15 protein-coding genes are annotated in these 15,226 nt (G+C 73.7%); 6 read left to right on the plus strand and 9 right to left on the minus strand.

The genetic code is table 11. The features are described 5' to 3' along the window. Window positions 1–8: 8 nt before the first annotated feature. Window positions 9–788, plus strand: coding sequence for an alpha/beta hydrolase (locus ACGFZ2_RS32515; RefSeq protein ID WP_393460431.1), 780 nt, complete (start codon window positions 9–11; stop codon window positions 786–788). A 64-nt stretch (window positions 789–852) separates the two neighbouring features. On the opposite strand, the gene ACGFZ2_RS32520 is transcribed toward ACGFZ2_RS32515, so the two are convergent. The 4 genes from ACGFZ2_RS32520 to ACGFZ2_RS32535 form a co-directional block, all read right to left on the minus strand. Further along, on the minus strand, window positions 853–1,359 hold the full coding sequence (locus tag ACGFZ2_RS32520; protein ID WP_393460434.1) for a DinB family protein: 507 nt from the start codon (window positions 1,357–1,359) through the stop codon (window positions 853–855). A 208-nt stretch (window positions 1,360–1,567) separates the two neighbouring features. Beyond that, window positions 1,568–2,428, minus strand: coding sequence for a M15 family metallopeptidase (locus ACGFZ2_RS32525; RefSeq protein WP_393460437.1), 861 nt, complete (start codon window positions 2,426–2,428; stop codon window positions 1,568–1,570). A 123-nt stretch (window positions 2,429–2,551) separates the two neighbouring features. After that, window positions 2,552–3,364, minus strand: coding sequence for a peptidylprolyl isomerase (locus ACGFZ2_RS32530; protein WP_393460440.1), 813 nt, complete (start codon window positions 3,362–3,364; stop codon window positions 2,552–2,554). 220 nt (window positions 3,365–3,584) lie between these two features. After that, on the minus strand, window positions 3,585–4,841 hold the full coding sequence (locus tag ACGFZ2_RS32535; RefSeq protein WP_393460443.1) for a D-alanyl-D-alanine carboxypeptidase family protein: 1,257 nt from the start codon (window positions 4,839–4,841) through the stop codon (window positions 3,585–3,587). 271 nt (window positions 4,842–5,112) lie between these two features. Between ACGFZ2_RS32535 and ACGFZ2_RS32540 the strand changes: the two genes are divergently transcribed. The 4 genes from ACGFZ2_RS32540 (at window position 5,113) to ACGFZ2_RS32555 (ending at window position 7,101) form a co-directional block, all read left to right on the plus strand. Next, window positions 5,113–5,445 (plus strand): cupin domain-containing protein, encoded by a 333-nt coding sequence (locus ACGFZ2_RS32540; RefSeq protein WP_393460446.1) that lies wholly within the window; start codon window positions 5,113–5,115, stop codon window positions 5,443–5,445. Further along, window positions 5,442–6,230, plus strand: a complete 789-nt coding sequence (locus ACGFZ2_RS32545; RefSeq protein WP_393460449.1) for a YwiC-like family protein — start codon at window positions 5,442–5,444, stop codon at window positions 6,228–6,230. The genes ACGFZ2_RS32540 and ACGFZ2_RS32545 overlap by 4 nt, the downstream gene beginning before the upstream one ends. A 90-nt stretch (window positions 6,231–6,320) precedes the next feature. Then, a complete protein-coding gene (locus ACGFZ2_RS32550; protein ID WP_393460452.1) occupies window positions 6,321–6,932 on the plus strand; it encodes a flavodoxin family protein in 612 nt (203 codons plus the stop codon). A gap of 22 nt (window positions 6,933–6,954) precedes the next feature. Beyond that, window positions 6,955–7,101, plus strand: a complete 147-nt coding sequence (locus ACGFZ2_RS32555) for a hypothetical protein (protein WP_393460455.1) — start codon at window positions 6,955–6,957, stop codon at window positions 7,099–7,101. Here ACGFZ2_RS32555 and ACGFZ2_RS32560 read toward each other — a convergent pair. Together ACGFZ2_RS32560 and ACGFZ2_RS32565 are read right to left on the minus strand one after the other, a co-directional pair. Next, window positions 7,065–7,805: a MerR family transcriptional regulator gene (locus tag ACGFZ2_RS32560; protein ID WP_393460458.1), complete on the minus strand. Its 741-nt coding sequence runs from the start codon at window positions 7,803–7,805 to the stop codon at window positions 7,065–7,067. The genes ACGFZ2_RS32555 and ACGFZ2_RS32560 overlap by 37 nt on opposite strands. A gap of 132 nt (window positions 7,806–7,937) precedes the next feature. Next, window positions 7,938–9,911, minus strand: coding sequence for a hypothetical protein (locus tag ACGFZ2_RS32565; RefSeq protein WP_393270813.1), 1,974 nt, complete (start codon window positions 9,909–9,911; stop codon window positions 7,938–7,940). A 371-nt stretch (window positions 9,912–10,282) separates the two neighbouring features. Between ACGFZ2_RS32565 and ACGFZ2_RS32570 the strand changes: the two genes are divergently transcribed. Then, on the plus strand, window positions 10,283–12,556 hold the full coding sequence (locus ACGFZ2_RS32570) for an ATP-binding cassette domain-containing protein (RefSeq protein ID WP_393460461.1): 2,274 nt from the start codon (window positions 10,283–10,285) through the stop codon (window positions 12,554–12,556). A gap of 67 nt (window positions 12,557–12,623) precedes the next feature. On the opposite strand, the gene ACGFZ2_RS32575 is transcribed toward ACGFZ2_RS32570, so the two are convergent. The 3 genes from ACGFZ2_RS32575 to ACGFZ2_RS32585 all read right to left on the minus strand — a co-directional run bounded on the left by ACGFZ2_RS32575 (window position 12,624) and on the right by ACGFZ2_RS32585 (window position 14,461). Beyond that, window positions 12,624–12,872: a hypothetical protein gene (locus ACGFZ2_RS32575; protein WP_393270819.1), complete on the minus strand. Its 249-nt coding sequence runs from the start codon at window positions 12,870–12,872 to the stop codon at window positions 12,624–12,626. Between the two features lie 125 nt (window positions 12,873–12,997). Further along, complete coding sequence (locus ACGFZ2_RS32580) at window positions 12,998–13,417, minus strand: protein-tyrosine phosphatase family protein (RefSeq protein ID WP_393270821.1); 420 nt, start codon at window positions 13,415–13,417, stop codon at window positions 12,998–13,000. A 447-nt stretch (window positions 13,418–13,864) separates the two neighbouring features. After that, window positions 13,865–14,461 carry a hypothetical protein gene (locus ACGFZ2_RS32585; RefSeq protein ID WP_393460464.1) on the minus strand — a complete coding sequence of 199 codons (597 nt, stop codon included), beginning with the start codon at window positions 14,459–14,461 and terminating at the stop codon, window positions 13,865–13,867. Between the last annotated feature and the right edge of the window lie 765 nt (window positions 14,462–15,226).

Here is a 15,226-nt window from a genome sequence, read left to right on the forward strand (position 1 = left end):
CGACGACCGTGGCCCTGATGCGTGCTGACTTCTACTCCGACGTGCTCCGCGTCAACACCTCGATGACGGTGATCCTGCCGCAGCGGACCTCCTCGCAGATCGGCCTGTCCGGCAGCGCCCCGGACGGCGACCCGCCCGTGCTCTACCTGCTGCACGGCCTCTCCGACGACGACACGATCTGGCTGCGCCGCACGTCCATCGAGCGGTACGTCGCGCCGCTCGGCCTGGCGGTGGTGATGCCCCAGGTCGGGCGCAGCTTCTACAGCGACGAGGAGCACGGCAACCGGTACTGGACCTTCCTCAGCGAGGAGTTGCCGGGGCTGTGTCACGACTTCTTCCGGCTCTCCGCGCGGCAGGAGGACACCTTCGTCGCCGGGCTCTCGATGGGCGGCTACGGGGCGCTGAAGTGGGCGCTGCGCGACCCGGGCCGGTTCGCGGCGGCGGCGAGCCTGTCCGGCGCGCTGGACGTGGCCGGCCGCCGGCACCATCCGGTCCACCCGATCGACACCCAGGTCTGGCACACCGTCTTCGGCGAGCGCACCATCACCGGCAGCGACGACGACATCCTCGCCCTGCTCGACAAGGCGGGCGCCGACCTGCCCGCGCTCTACGTCGCCTGCGGCACGGAGGACTTCCTGTACGAGGACAACCTGACCTTCGTCGCGGCGGCCCGCGAGCGGGGCGTCCCGCTCACCGTGGACTTCTCCCCCGGCGCGCACGACTGGGCGTACTGGGACGCGAAGATCCAGGACGTGCTGGCCTGGCTGCCGCTGCGCGCCGACGGCTGACCGCCGCGCCCGGGCTCCGCTGCCGTCGCTGCCCCTCAGCCGCCGGTGATGCCGTCGATGCCGGTCAGGCGCCGACGGTGCCGTCGATGCCCTCGCGCAGGAAGTCGGCGTGGCCGTTGTGCCGCGCGTACTCGTGGATCAGGTGCAGCATCACCAGCCGCAGCGACACGTCCTCGCCCCACCTGGCGTTGTGGCCGGTCACGTCGAGCGACTCCGCCTCCCGCTCGATCCGGCGGGAGTGCGCGACCTCTCGCTGCCAGGCGTCGAACGCCTCCGCCCGGGTGGCGCCGCTGGCGTCGTACGCCGCCTGGAAGTCGCCGGAGTCCGACCAGACCAGCGGGACGTCCTCGCCGTCGATGGTTCGCCGGAACCAGTTGCGCTCCACCTCCGCCATGTGCCGGACGAGGCCGAGCAGGGACAGCGTGGACGGGGGCATCGACTGCCGGCGCAGGTCCTCGTCGGACAGCCCGTCGCACTTCATGGCGAGGGTCGCCCGGTGGTAGTCGAGGAAGGCGCGGAGCATCTCGCGCTCGCCCCCGGTGAGCGGTGGGCCGATGCGTTCGGTGGTCAATGCCGGCTCCCCTCGCCCGACGACGCGCCGCCGTCGGAGTGTCCTGCGGGCCCCGCGCGGCGGCGCCCCTCCCGAGGCGATCATGCCGGACGGGTCCGCCCCGCGCCGCATCGCGTCCCGCCGCGCACCTCGCCGAGACCGGCCCGTGCCCCGCCGCGCTGGCACCCGCCGCGCTGGCACCCGCCGCACCCGTGGGCCGCTCCGCCGGCTATCCGCTCGGCGCCGAGGTGCGGGCCACCGGCACGTCGAAGTACGTGTCCGGCCAGGGCTCGTCGCGGTAGCGGTAGTGCCACCACTCGCGGTCGTAGTTGACGAAGCCGCCGTCGGTCATCAACTGCCGCAGCAGCCGCCGGTTGTCCCGCGCGGTGCCGGTGATCCCCGGCGAGTCGGTGTGCGCGAGCGGGTCGAAGCAGTCGAAGCCGGTGCCCATGTCGACGCTGTTGTCGCCGAACCGCTGCCCCCGGGGGGCGGTGCAGGAGACCAGCGGCTGGCCCGGGGCGTACGGGGCCTGGGTGGGGGTCGGCACGTCGACCAGGGTCAGGTCGACCGTGCTGCCCCGGCTGTGCGCCGTGGGTGCGCCGATGTAACCCTCGTCGAACAGCTTCGACTTCGCCACCCGGGGATAGAATTCCGCCCTCATCTGCTGCTCGCCGGGCTGTTTCGCCCAGGCGACGAAGTCGTCGGCGGCGCGCCGGGGGCGGTAGCAGTCGTACACCTTCAGGCTTCGGCCCCGGGCGAGCGCGGCGTCCTGCACCCGGCGCAGCGCCTCGGCGGCCCGCCGGGTGAGCAGGCAGAGCGGTTCGGGGTAACCGGCGACCGGCCGACCGACGAAGTTGTGCGCGGTGGCGTACCGGATGTCGGTGCGGATCCTCGGGTCGACGTCGGTGAGGACGACGAAGTCCGGTGGGCGCGGCGTCACGGTCGCGCTCGGGGCTGCCGACACCGACGGCGACGGCGACGGACCGGGCCGGGTGCAGGCCGGCGCCAGCGCCGCGACCACCACGGCCACGGCGACGGCCCGGGCGGCGACGCCATGGGGCCGCCGGCCGGCCCCGCCCGCCCTGTCCACGCCTCATATCTATCAGGGTGCCGGCCCGTCGGACCCCGGGTCCGGCGACAGGCGTACGCGCGGGAACCGCCAGCCCCGCCCCCGCCCGTCGGAGGGACGGCCGGGCGGGGGCGGTGGAGACGGTCAGTGGTGGTGCCGGACAGCCCGGCGGATGTCGACCGGCAGGGCGGGCGCGCCGTCGACCGGCGCCGGGTCCTCGGCCGTGGGGGCGATGCCGCCGGCGGCGATCCGGTCGAGCGTGGCCAGGCCGGCGGCGTCGATCGAGCCGAAGACGGTGTAGTTGGGGCGCAGCGCCGAGTCGGACTGCACCAGGAAGAACTGGCTGCCGTTGGTGTCCGGGCCGGCGTTGGCCATGGCGAGGGTGCCCCGGGCGTAGAGCCGGCGCACGCCGGTCGGGTCGGTCGGTGCCGGCGGCAGGTCGGTGGGCAGTTCGTCGAGGTACCGGTAGCCCGGGCCGCCCGAGCCGGTGCCGGACGGGTCACCGCACTGGAGCACCTTCAGCGTCGGGTACGCGGTGAGCCGGTGGCAGGAGGTGCGGTCGTAGAAGCGGTGCCGCACCAGGTGCAGGAAGCTCTGCACGGTACACGGCGCGGCCTCGCCGTCGAGCGTCAGCCCGATGGGCCCCTGGTTGGTCCGCAGCGTCACCCGCACCGTGCCCCGGTCGGGCGTGCGCCTCGGGTCGGGCGGCAGCGGAACCGGCCGGGCGGCGGGCTCCTCCGGTGTCTCGGTGTAGGCGCACGGTCCCGGCGTGACCCGGGGACCGGCGGCGGAGCCGGCCGGGGACCCGGCGGGCGCGGCGACCGCGGCGGCACCGCCACCGGTCACCAGCGCGCCCGCCACCAGGGCCACCCCGGCGAGGCGGGTCAGCGCGCGGGCCGGACGGCGGGGCGCCGCGATCGACGGCGGGACGGGGTGCGGTCGGGATTCGCTCGGCACGTGGATCCTCCCTGGACGTGTGGCACCAGAAAGACCGGAGTCTATGGATCCCGTCGTCGGTTGTCGATCCGCTCCGCACCCGCGGCGACCTGCGGCAGGTGGGTGGCCACAAGTGCCTGCTGGCTGCGGCGACACACCCTGCCCGCGCCGGTGCCGCCGGCCCGCGCACAGGGCCCGGCGCGGCCCCCGGCCGATGGCCGCCTCGCCGCCCGGCCCGCGGTCACGGTGTCCGGCGTCGCCCCGCCCGACGCCAGAGCAGCGCCACCGCCGCCAGCCCGAGCGCGGCCACCGCGAGCGCGACCACGGGCCACCGTCCCAGCAGCCCGTCCTCCAGCGGGCCGCTGGCCGCAGCCGGACGAGGTTCGCCGGTGGCGGCGAGCGCGGGCGGCGTGGCGGCCGCCGAGGCGGCCAGCTCTCCCGGCTCGACGAGCCGGCCGACGGCGGAGTCCCGGGGCAGCGAGAAGCCCCAGTCGAGCAGCGCGGCGCCCTGCTCCCAGCCCCGCGCGGGCCGCGGTTCGGCGCCGAGCAGCGTGACGACCAGCCGGCGGCCGCCCCGGTGGGCCGCCCCGACGTAGGTGTGCCGGGCCAGGTCGGTGAAGCCGGTCTTGCCGCCGAGCGCCCCGGGGTAGCGGTAGATGAGCTGGTTCTCGTTCTGGATCTCGAAGCCCTTGGTCCGCTGCGCCGGCTGGGCGGGAATGCGGTGGGTCTCGGTCAGCGCGTACCGGCGGAAGGTGGGGTCGGCGAAGCAGGCCCGGGCGATGAGCGCCAGGTCGTACGCGCTGGTGAACTGGCCATTCCCGTCGAGGCCGGACGGGGTGACCGCGTGGGTCTGCAGGGCGCCGAGCCGGTGCGCCTCCTCGTTCATCGCCCGTACGCCGCCGGCCTTCCCGTCCGGGCCGCCGCCGAGGCGGGCCAGCAGGTTGGCCGCCTCGTTGCCGGACTGCAGCAGCAGCCCGAGCCAGACGGTCTCGATCCGGTAGCGCCCGCCGGCGACGAGCCCGACGGCGGAGGAGCCCGGCTCGATGTCCATGTCGCCGTCGGTGACGGTGACGACCTGCTTCGGGTCGAGCCGGGGCAGCATGGTGGCCGCCAGCAGCAGCTTCTGCACGCTGGCGGGGGTGCCGTACTCGTGCGGGCCGCAGCCGCCCAGCACCTGGCCGGTGTCCAGGTCGGCGACCAGCCACGAGGTCGCGGTGACCGCCGGCGGTCGCGGCACCCCCGCGGGGACGACCAGGCCGGCGGTGGCCAGCGCCGGCCCGCCCACGACCCGCTCCTCGGGCACGGCCGGCGGCGGCGACGGGCGCGGCGGCCGGGACACCGCCGGCGCGGGCGCTTTCGGGCACGGCGCCGGCGGCACCGCGCCGGACACGCCCGGCGCGGCGACGGTACGAGCGGTCGGGGCGGCCGCCACCGGGGCGGGCGCGCCGGCGGCGAGGAGGACGGCGGTCGCCGTGGTCGCCAGCAGCCGAACCTTCATGCCCCGCACCCTAGTCGGCACGATCCGGGGCGCGGGCCGGCTTCCCGATGCTCCGGCGTTCGGCGTGGCGGCGGAGAACGGAGGGGTCCGCCGGCGCGGGCGACCCGGGCGGCCCGGATTCCGGGACCATCGGCCCTTCCGCCGGGCGAGCCCGGCGCGGAAGCTGGTAACCGAAAGCGGTAGCGGATCTTCCGGTTTGCGCGGCGGTCGCCGCCGAACGGACTGCCCCGCCCCGCGCGCCGGCGCGCCACCCCACCCGGAAGGACGCACGATGGAAGGCCACTCGCTGATCCGCCTCGCCGACGAACAGCTCGCCGCCGCCCGGGAGGCCGACAGCGGGCGCAGCGCCCACAACCTGCACCGCGGCCGGGACCGCCGGCTGCGGCAGACCCTGCTCGCGCTGCGGGGCGGCCGCTCGCTCGACGAGCACGACAGTCCGGGCGAGGCGACGCTGCAGGTGCTCCGGGGGCAGGTACGCCTGGTGGCGGGCGACGAGTCCTGGGAGGGCCACGCCGGCGACCTGGTGGTCGTCCCGCCGCGGCGGCACGCGCTGCACGCCGTGACGGACGCCGCCGTCCTGCTCACCGTGACGCCACGCCCGTGACCGCCGTCTCCGCCCGCCGTCGCCGCCCGGCCGGGCGGCCCACCGCGAACGCCACCGGCCGCGCGCGGGCCGGGGGCCGGTCACCCGGCTGGCTGCCGCCGCAGCACGGCGCCTGGGCGATGCTGCTGCTGCCGTTCCTGGCGGCGGTGACCGTCACCGGCCCGCACCCGCTGCACCTGCCGCTGCTCGGGGCGGTGCTCGCCGCCTACCCGCTGTCGTACTTCGGGTTGCAGGCGGTCAAGACCGGCCGGTTCCGGCGGGTACGCCCGCAGCTTGCCGCGTACGGCGTCGCCACCGTGCTGTGCGCCGCGCCGGTGCTGGCGGCCCGGCCGGCGATCCTCGCGTACGCGCCGCTCTTTGGCGTCCTGGCCGCCGTCAACGCCGGCTACGCACGCCGGCGCCGGGACCGGGCGCTCGTCAACGACCTCGCCTTCGTGGCGCAGTGCGGGCTGCTCGGGTTCGTCGTCGCCACGGTCGCCGGGGTGCCGCCGGCCCGGGTGGCCGGCGCGACGGTGGTGACGCTCGGCTACCTCGTCGGCACGATCCTGTACGTCAAGACGATGATCCGGGAGCGGGACAGTGGTCGGTACCGGTGGGCGTCCTGGGCGTACCACGGCGTCGCCGCGCTCGCCGCGGCGCTCTGGGCGCCGACGCCGGTCGCCCTGGTCTTCGCGGCGCTGCTGGCCCGGGCCGTCGCGCTGCCCGGGCGCCGGCTCACGCCGAAGCGGGTGGGGCTGGTCGAGACGGCGTACACCCTGCTGGTGCTGGTGGCGGTGACCTTCTGAACCGGGTACCGGGCCGGTTGGTCGTGCGGCGGCAGGGCGACAGCCTCCGCGATCCCCGCACGACCGCCCGGGTGGGTACATTCGACCCCGATGGACATCGACGGTGTGGTCAGGCGCTTCCTCTTCCTCCTGGGTAGTTCACGCCCCGGTGGCAACACCGAACTCCTGGCCCGACGCGCGGCAGCCGCGCTGCCGGCCGGTGTCGAGCAGCGCTGGCTCCGCCTGGCCGACCATCCGCTGGCGCCGTTCCACGACATCCGACACGGCCAGTTCCCTCCCCCGCCGTCCGGCAACGAGGCGCTGCTGCTGACGGAGACCCTTGCCGCGACCGACCTGGTGATCGCCTCACCGGTCTACTGGTACAGCGTCAGCGCCCCCACCAAGCTCTACCTCGACCACTGGTCGACCTGGCTGCGGCTGCCCGGTGTCGATTTCCGGCCCCGCATGCGCGGCCGCACGATGTGGGCGATCAGCGCCCTCAGCGACGAGGACCCGGCCAAGGCGGACCCGATGGTGAACAGCCTCTGGATGAGCGCCGACTACCTCGGCATGCGATGGGGCGGTGCGCTGCTCGGCCACGCCGACCGCCCCGGCGACGTGCTCGGCGACGCGGCCGCCCTCCGCGCCGCGGACGCCTTCTTCGCCTCGACGGCGCCCGGCGACGCACGGGACGGGCGACGCCCTCGCACTGCCGTTGCGTGACTCCACGATGGACGCCGCGTGGATGTCCACGATGATCCATCACATCGCCGACCTGGACGCGGCGGCCCGCGAGCTGCGCCGAGGCGACCGGCCCGGTCGTCGACCACCTCGACCTGCTGGTGCTGCGCTGAGTCAGGCCGGCAGGGTCGGGTCGCGGTGCCGCAGGTAGTCGTACAGCGCCGCCGAGGCGCGCAGCCGCCGCAGGCTCCGCCGGTGCAGCTCCTGCTCCCGCCGGGCCAGCTCCGCGTGGACCCGTTGGGCGCTGCCGGTCGTACGCATCTCGTCGAGCACGGCCGCGATGATGTCGAACGGGTACGCGCCCCGGCGCAGCAGCGCGACGACCTGCGCGGCACGCAGTTCGGCCTGGTCGTACACCCGGTAGCCGGTGCCGCGCTCGCGGGCCGGCCGGACCAGGCCGCGTTGCTCCCACAGCCGTAGCTGGGAGGTGCGGACCCCGACCAGGTCGGCGACCGCGCCGATGCGCACCCCGCGCCGCGGCGCCGGCAGGGCCGCCGGCGGGCTGGTCACCACGGTCTCGAACGCGCCGAGCACCCGCCGGATGTCCGCCCGCTCGCGGTCCAGCTCGGCGTGGCCCCCGTCGAGCGCCGCCAGCGCCGCCGCCAGGTCGCCCCGGTGCACGGCGGCCATGATCTCCCGGGTACGCGCCCAGCCGTGGCCCTCGGCCATCCGGCGGGCCACGGCCAGCGCCCGGAGGTGGTCGGCGGTGAAGATGCGGTAGCCGGCGGGGGTGCGTTCGACCGGTGGCAGCACGCCCAGGTCGACGTAGTTGCGGACCTGCTGGACGGAGATCCCGGCGGTCGCGGCGAGGTCCACGGCCCGCAGCCGGCCACTGCCCTTCCGCGCGGTCACCACCGGGCCACCGTACCGCCCACCCACCGGCCGGAATTCCGTGCCCGCCCGGCGATCGACGCCGCCTGGGGGGTGTACGGAAGGGCCCCTTCCCGTCCAAGACAGGAAGGGGCCCCGCACACCGGGCCGTCGGGCTCAGCGCGTGAGCCGGTACAGCTCCCCGCCCCGGGCGTAGTACATGACACCCGACGCGTCCATCGTCCACACGTCGCTGATGCCGGTGGCCAGCTTCTGGACCGAGAGCGTCGCGGGGTCCACGCACGCGACGGTGGTCCGGAAGTTGCCGCACACCGCGCCGTCCGGCGCGACCGCCAGGTGGTCGCTGCGCCAGACGTGGGAGACGTTCCAGTCGAACGGCTCCACCTCGACGGTCCGGACCACGCTCCGGCTCACCGGGTCGAACTCGAAGAGCGTGCCGGAGGTCGACCCCCAGATCCGGCCGTCCGGCGCCACGATCAGACGGGTGATCGCCTTGGCGCCCGGGATGGCGGTGCCCTCCCAGACCTTCGTCGCGGTCGCCGGGTCCCAGAGGAAGAGCTTCGCCTCCGTCTGGGTCGGCGCGATGCCGAGCCCACCCCAGATGCCGGTGCCACCCAGGATCAGGTTGCCGACGGTGGCCAGGGCGGTGACGCTCTGCTCCGGTACGACGTTGCGGTGCACCTCCTTCGCCCCGGTGGCCGGGTCGACGAGCGTCAGCGCCCCGCCGAGCTGGCCGTACTCGGGGATGGTGCCGAAGGCGATCCGGTTGCCGACCCCCGTGATGGCGAACGGCCGGTCCTGGTGTTCGGTGCGGAGCGTCGCGAACTGCCGCGGGTTGGTGCCCCGCACGACGGGCTTGGTCGGGTCGAGTTCGAGCAGGTTCGCGCCCGGGTACACGCCGGCGTAGATCTTGCCCTGGTAGGAGAGCAGGCCCTCGGCCTGCCCGAGCGCCCCGGCGTTCTCGCTGAAGGCGCCGGTCGCCGGGTCGAAGGAGGTGATGCCGCCGCTCGGGTAGGCGCTGGACCAGATCTTGCCGTCCGGGCCGGCCTCCACCGTCTGCAGCTGGGCGGGCAGACCCTTGACCCCGGCGGAGACGACCTTCTTGGCGCCGGTCTGCGGGTTGTAGTAGGACAGGTTGCCGCTCAGGCTGATGGTGACGAGCGTCCTGCCGGGCCACGCCGGGTCGTCCAGGTGCGCCCAGCCGAATCCCCGGGCGGTGCCGAACCCGGTGAAGCCGGTCGGGGTGAGCGTCCGGGTGTCGAGGTTGTAGGCCATCAGTCGGCCGGCCGACGAGCCGAAGTAGACGTTCTTCTTCGCGTCCGGCGGGGAGAAGTTGAGGCCCGCGGCGGTACCGAGTTCGCCGATCCACCGGCCGGCCTTCAGGTCGTGGACGAGCACCTGGTTGCTGTTGGCGAGCCGGGCGAAGAGCGTCTGCTGGTGGACGTCGAGGTCGTAGACGAACTGCTCGCTGCGGTACTGCTCGGGCAGCGGGATCTCCCGCCGCTCACCGGAGTCGACGTCGACCTCGACGAGCCGGGCCACCGTGCCCAGGCCGACGTAGATCTTGCCGTTGGCGACGCCGATGCTGCGCGCGTACTGCTCGCCCGGCCAGATCTGCCCGTAGTCGCGGACGGCACCCGTGCGGTGGTCGAACGAGTAGACCTTGCCGGTGGGGAAGGTGCCGACGAAGACCCGCTCCCCGTCGTTGGCCAGGCGCCACGTCGTCGTCTCCCCCGGCACCGGCGAGCCGAGGTCCTCCACGTGGTCCGCGCCGGGCCGGTAGCGGAACAGCTTGCTGTCGGCTCCGATGTACGCGGTGCCGTCCGGGGTGACGGTGCCGCCCCACGAACCGCCGGCGCCGGGCAGCGGCAGGGTCCGGACCACGGTCGCGGTGCGGGTGTCGATGACGTTGAGCGCGCCGGTGGTCCCGCGCGCCACGGCGTACGCGTAGTCGCCCGCGGACGTGGAGCCGAAGGTCGCACCGTAGATGGCCAGGTTGTGGTGCGGCACGCCGACCAGGGTCTCGGTCGGCGTGGCGGCCACGGCCGGGGTACCCGACACGGCGGTGGCGGCGACGAGGGTCGCCACGATGGCGACCGACGCCAGGCGGCGACGCTGCTGGAGAGGCATAGGCATCCCTTCTTCAATTTCGGCCATCACCGTAAATCTCGGCACATCGAAGGTCAACCACGGATCGCAGCGAATTCGTGCATCGCAGCAGACCTCGCCGGCGGGCTTCCACTCAGAACGACGGTTACGGCCCGTCCGTTATCCATCGGCGCCGGGTTGACGTGCCGCGTCCCACGTGGACCGCACCCTCCGGACGCCAGCGCCACCCCCGCTTACACGTTATTTGAGACTTCCCCTACCTCTCTGGGCGCGAGAGGCAGGCCAACGCGGCAGAACCCTCCACATGGAAGTTAATGAGACGATCGAAGGAAGCCGTCCCCCGAAGACACGACCCGGGCGGAACCCCGCCCACGATCTCGCGAAGGGTTCGCATGCAGCAGCCAGCACGGTCCGCCGCCGACAGCCACGACATGATCGAGGTACGCGGAGCGCGGGAGAACAACCTCGCGGCCGTCTCCGTCGACATCCCCAAACGCCGGCTGACCGTCTTCACCGGCGTCTCCGGGTCGGGGAAGTCATCCCTGGTCTTCGGGACCATCGCCGCCGAGTCGCAACGCCTGATCAACGAGACCTACAGTGCCTTCCTCCAGTCGTTCATGCCGAGCCTGAGCCGGCCCGACGTCGACTCGCTGCGCAACCTGACCCCGGCCATCGTGGTCGACCAGGAGCGGATGGGCGCCAACTCCCGCTCCACGGTCGGCACCGCCACCGACGCGTACACGATGCTGCGGATCGTGTTCAGCCGGCTCGGCACCCCGCACGTCGGCGGCGCCGGGGCGTTCAGCTTCAACCTGGCCGAGGGGATGTGCCCGACCTGCGAGGGCCTCGGCCGGGTCTCCGACCTCGACGTCAACGAGATGGTCGACGTCGAGCGCTCCCTCAACGACGGCGCGGTCACGGTGCCCAACTTCGCCGTCGACTCCTGGTACTGGCAGACCATCGTCAACTCCGGCCTGTTCGACCCCGACGTCAAGCTCCAGGACTACACGCCCCAGCAGTGGGAGGACTTCCTCCACAAGCCGGCCACCAAGATCAAGGTGGGCAGCAACAACTGGACGTACGAGGGCCTGGCGGTCAAGGTCCGCCGGCTCTACCTGGCCAAGGACCGCGAGTCGATGCAGCCGCACATCCGCGCGTTCGTCGACCGGGCGGTCACCTTCACCACCTGCGCCGCCTGCCGGGGCGCCCGGCTCAACGAGGCGGCGCTCTCCTCCCGCATCGCCGGGCGCAACATCGCCGAATGCTCGGCGATGCAGATCAGCGACCTGGCCGGGTTCGTCCGCGGCATCGACGACCCGTCGGTCGCCCCGCTGGTCGGCAACCTGCGTGAGCTGCTCGACTCGCTGGTGGAGATCGGCCTCGGCTACCTCAGCCTCGACCGCGAATCCGCCACCCTCTCCGGCGGCGAGGCGCAGCGGGTGAAGATGGTCCGGCACCTCGGCTCCAGCCTCTCCGACGTCACGTACGTCTTCGACGAGCCGACCGTGGGCCTGCACCCGCACGACATCGCCCGGATGAACGGCCTCCTGCTGCGCCTGCGCGACAAGGGCAACACGGTGCTGGTCGTCGAGCACAAGCCGGAGACCATCGCGATCGCCGACCACGTGGTCGACCTCGGTCCGGGGGCGGGCGCCGCCGGCGGGCGGGTCTGCTACACCGGGGACGTGCCGGGCCTGCGCCGCTCCGACACCCTCACCGGCCGCCACCTCGACCACCGGGTCCGCCTCCGCGAGCACGTACGCCATCCCTCCGGCCACCTGTCGATCCGCGGCGCCGACCTGCACAACCTGCGGGACGTCAGCGTCGACATCCCGCTCGGGGTACTGACGGTGGTCACCGGCGTGGCTGGCTCCGGCAAGAGCTCACTGATCCACGGCTCGCTGCACCGCCGCGACGGCGTGGTGGTCGTCGACCAGACCTCGATCCGGGGTTCCCGGCGCAGCAACCCGGCCACCTACACGGGCCTGCTGGACCCGATCCGGACGGCCTTCGCCAAGGCCAACGGGGTCAAGGCGGCCCTGTTCAGCGCCAACTCCGAGGGCGCCTGTCCCACCTGCAAGGGCATCGGCCTGGTCTACACCGACCTGGCGATGATGGCCGGCGTCGCCTCCGTCTGCGAGCAGTGCGACGGACGACGCTTCACCGACGAGGTGCTCACCTACCGGCTGCGCGGGAAGAACATCAGCGAGGTGCTCGCCATGTCGGCCACGGAGGCCCGGGACTTCTTCCCCAGCGGCCCGGCCCGGGTGATCCTCGACCGGCTGGTCGACGTCGGGCTCAGCTACCTCACCCTGGGGCAGCCGCTCAACACCCTCTCCGGCGGCGAGCGGCAGCGGCTCAAGCTGGCCATCCACATGGCCGACAGCGCGAGCACCTACGTACTGGACGAGCCGACCACCGGCCTGCACCTCGCCGACGTGGACCAGTTGCTCGCGCTGCTGGACCGGCTCGTCGACGCCGGCAACACGGTCATCGTCATCGAGCACCACCAGGCGGTCATGGCGCACGCCGACTGGCTGATCGACCTCGGGCCCGGGGCGGGGCACGACGGCGGCCGGATCGTGTTCACCGGCACCCCGGCCGATCTGGTCGCCCACGGCGACACCCTGACCGCCCGCCATCTGCGCGAGTACGTCGACCGCTGAGAAAGCGGCGCGCCCTGGTCCCGGTGCCGCAGACCCGGGACCAGGGCAGCCACGCGGCACGGAACGCTCAGCGGCCGGGCACCGGGACGGCCCGGGCGGACGGGGCCGCCAGCCGGCGCACCCAGCGCCGCAGCGGCGACACCGAGGCGGCGACAGGGGTGAACAGCCCGACGGTGATCAGCAGGGTGTCGAGGAAGAGCGTGGCGAGCACGACGAGCACGGCCAGCGACGCGACCGTGCGGGCGATCGTCGGCACCCGGCGCGCGGCCGCGCGGTGCACACCGTGGTAGCGGACAAGGGTGCGGGGTGGGGCCATGGTGCTGGTACCTGCCTCAAGTTCGGACGAGGTGCCCCTCATACCCAACGTGAGCTGGACAAACCTCGCCGATGACACGAACCACAACCAGGTGGCCGGGCCACGCGTGCCACGATCGCGCCGGATCAGGCGAGGCGGCGCAGCCAGCGACGCTGCCAGGGGGTCTCCACGGCCCGTGGGCGGTAGGCGGCGCGCACCCAGTCCACGGCCCGCTCCGGCGGCAGCCCGTCCAGGATCGCCAACCCGGCCAGCGCCGTGCCCGTGCGTCCGGTGCCGCCCTTGCAGGCCACCTCCACCCGCTCGCCATCGCGGGCCCGACGCAGCGCCTCCGTCAACGCGTCGACCGCGTCCGCCCGGTCCACCGGGACCCAGAAGTCCGGCCACCGGATCCGCCGGTGCGGCCACGCCGGCACCGGCCCAGGTGCCAGCAACAGCGCGAAGTCGGCGGGCGAGGCCACGTCGGCGACGCGGCGCCCGCGCACGGCCGCCCCACTCGGCAGTACGACCACACCCGGCTGGTCACGCCACTCCCGCTGCACATCCACCGACCCATTCTGCCTCCACCGCGCCCATTCCCCCGCCCCGCCTCGCAGCACGCGAGGTCGTGGCGGCGTCGACCCACAGGGGTCCGCCACCGTCGCCCGCAGGGGTCCGCCACCGTCGCCCCACGGGGACGGATGCGGTCACGAGACAGCACCGCCCCCGGGCCGGATCGGCACGGGGGCGGCGCTGGGCGTCGGTGTGCAGGTCGCCTCTCGGCGCGTGGCGCGACGCGGCTCCAGCCGAACGGTATTCCGCGAAGGCAATTCAGGTGAGGCCCGGGGACACTGGGCACACCGACACCTCATTGAACCAGCCGGCGGCCGTCGGTGTTCCCGCACCAGCCGCCTTTTCCCGGCCGGCCGACTGTCGGCTGGTGGAGATGTGCCGCTGGCCGGCACCCGTCACGGGCGCCGGCCAGCGATCCCCCTTGTGGTGAGTGAATGTCTGTGTCAGCTGTTCCAGTGTTCGGCGACGAGGTCGGCGGCCTGCTGCTCCCACTGGGCGTAGTGGTCGGGGTACGCCGACACCTGCACGGTCTGCGCGGCCTCGGTCAGCGGCATGTCCTGCCACCCGTCGACCTGCTTCAGACCCTTCAGGAACGCCGTGGTCGAGTACTCCGGGTCGGTGATCTGCTCCACCGTGCCCCAACCGCTCGACGGGCGCTGCTGGAACAGGCCCAGCGAGTCGTGGTCGTTGCGGTCACCCAGATGACCCAGGTTCTCCAGCTTCGACTCCTGCAACGCCGTCGCGATCGACACCACCGCGGCCCGCTCGTCCATCCCGGCCTTCTTCGTCGCCGCAATGATCGCCTTCACGTTACCGACCTGCTCGTCCGACAGGTCGATGCGCGACTGCGCGCCCTGCACACCATGCGGGATCAGCTTCGCGGTGTCCACGGCCGGCTTGTCCGCCTGCACCGCCACGGCGGTGACCGGCGTCGCCGCCACGGGGGTGGTGTCGGCGTGGTTCAGCGGACCAGCAGCCAGACCACCAGCAACAGCCAGACCAGCAATACCCAGAACGCTCTTACGCATGATCGTGTTCATCAGACGCTCCATTCGGGGGTTGGCACCACACGCCGAAGGGGGGTTCAGCGAGGGTGCAAGCACCGTCCGGCGCTCAAGAAATCGGGGGATCCGGCGCGTCACGCGCCGGGAAGAATCAGACCGGCCATCTGGAGACCGGGAGCGGCCCGCGTCGCGGGGCGGGGAGTCGCCCTCGCCGGGCCGGGACCATGTGTAACGACCGGCGGCCCACCATCATTCCGGGGGCCCGCACGCCAGCCCGCCGGGGGGCGGGGGTCTTGCTCGGCCGTACGCAGGGTGTAACGACCCCGGCCCGGCCACGATTCCGCCCCCACGATGCCCCCGGTCACACCCCGAACCGGACCCACGGGACACTGCCACCCGACCCCTGTCGAGCTGCCCTCACAGATGGGGCACAACCGGATCCCACGGGATGCCGTCGCTCGGCCACTGTCGAGCTGCCCTCACAGATGGGGCACAAGTGCCCCGGGCAGGCGATCGAGCCTGGTGTGACGGGGTGGTCCCACAGATGGGGCAGCTCGACAGCGCCCACCGCACCCACCCACCGGCCCGGTCAAGAGCGGGCCGACGGGCCGCGACCTCGCGGTCGACACCTCGCCAACGCATCGCCCGTCGCCTCCCGACGGGCGTCCCGACGGGCCTCCCCCAACGGCCGATGCCGGACAACGGACAGCCAGGCACGGACGACGCGCGACCACCGACGGGGTGTGGCCCGCCGTGCCCGGCGCAGGGATCAAGCCTGACCGCCCGGAGCCGGGCACGGCG

Origin of the sequence: Micromonospora sp. NPDC048063 (assembly GCF_043202855.1) — a bacterium.
Classification (GTDB): domain Bacteria; phylum Actinomycetota; class Actinomycetes; order Mycobacteriales; family Micromonosporaceae; genus Micromonospora.